Raw genomic sequence first — 1,029 nt, 5'->3', positions numbered from 1 at the left:
CCATGAAAGATACGAAAGAAAACTAGAGAGATTAAAGACATTCCAACAGTCTCAGTCTAGGAAAATTGAGGGTTCTAAAAACTTAGAGAAGATGAGAGTGAAGATAGCTAAAACTTTCGAAAGGATAGACAACTTTCATCGTGACATGTACTTCAAGATAGGGAAGTTCTTCACTGAGAACTATGACGGTCTAGCTATGGAGGACATAAATGTCAAACAACTGGTATCTCGTTCAGCTAGATTCCTCCGCCTCCACTTACATGATGTTAGCTTCTACAAGATGAGGAAGATATTCAGATGGTAAATGGAGAAGTATGGAAAAGAGTTTAAAGTAGTTAACCCAGCGTACACTTCTAGAACGTGCCCACGTTGTGATTTTTAAAAAAGATATGCCTCTTTTACAGAGAGTTTTCGTCTTCGAAAGGTGTGGTTACACTGATGACCGTGACCATGTTGTTGCTCTTAACATTACGAGGTTGGATTCGCTCTCAGTGCCTGTGGAGTTGACCCCTCTACCTTAAAAAACCAAGCAAGGGTTAATTGTGAAGCAGGAAGTCCCTCTGGGACATTCCCTATCGAAAGGTAGGGATTCCTCGGTCTTCAGATTGAGGTAGTTCACTCCAAAGCCAAAATCCAAACTGTTTAAACAAGTCCTAACGTCTTAAGGTTTTTCCAAAGCGTAGAGGAAAGGAAAGACTTTAAAACTAGACTCACAAATATCATCTTAGATGATCGATAATGGGCCCATAGCTCAGCTAGGTAGAGTGCTGGGCTCCAGATGAATTTCATTGGGTCTAGAGACCCGAAAGGGGATGAGCGACATCTGGAACGGAGAGACCCAGTGGTCGGGGGTCCGAGTCCCCCTGGGCCCATTAAATTAGAAACACTGGGTTAAATATCCTTCTTTTTGGCTAAAATTTTTGATCAAATATTCTATTTCAGTTCTATAGAATGCTCATAATCTTTACAAAGAAAAGGCTAAGGGTCGGATCCCTTACTCCACAGCAACAGATAACGCAAGCTTAACCC

At 41.7% G+C, this 1,029-nt stretch carries 1 protein-coding gene, 1 tRNA gene and 1 pseudogene; all 3 read left to right on the top strand.

What is annotated here, in order from left to right; genetic code table 11:
* Nucleotides 1-304 (top strand): annotated as a pseudogene (locus CM19_RS13135) (RNA-guided endonuclease InsQ/TnpB family protein); the annotation flags it as partial.
* The gene (locus CM19_RS13580; RefSeq protein WP_081801158.1) at nucleotides 305-382 is read left to right on the top strand and encodes a zinc ribbon domain-containing protein; all 78 of its coding nucleotides are present in this window, start codon (nucleotides 305-307) and stop codon (nucleotides 380-382) included. It begins immediately after the preceding pseudogene.
* Nucleotides 383-740: 358 nt separating this feature from the next.
* Nucleotides 741-872 (top strand) — tRNA-Trp (locus CM19_RS11090).
* The last annotated feature ends 157 nt before the right edge of the window (nucleotides 873-1,029 follow it).

It is taken from the genome of Candidatus Acidianus copahuensis (genome assembly GCF_000632495.1).
GTDB classification, from domain to species: Archaea; Thermoproteota; Thermoprotei_A; order Sulfolobales; family Sulfolobaceae; genus Acidianus; species Acidianus copahuensis.
Note: the sequence above shows the minus strand (reverse complement) of the source record. Positions and strands in the feature narration are given on the sequence as shown.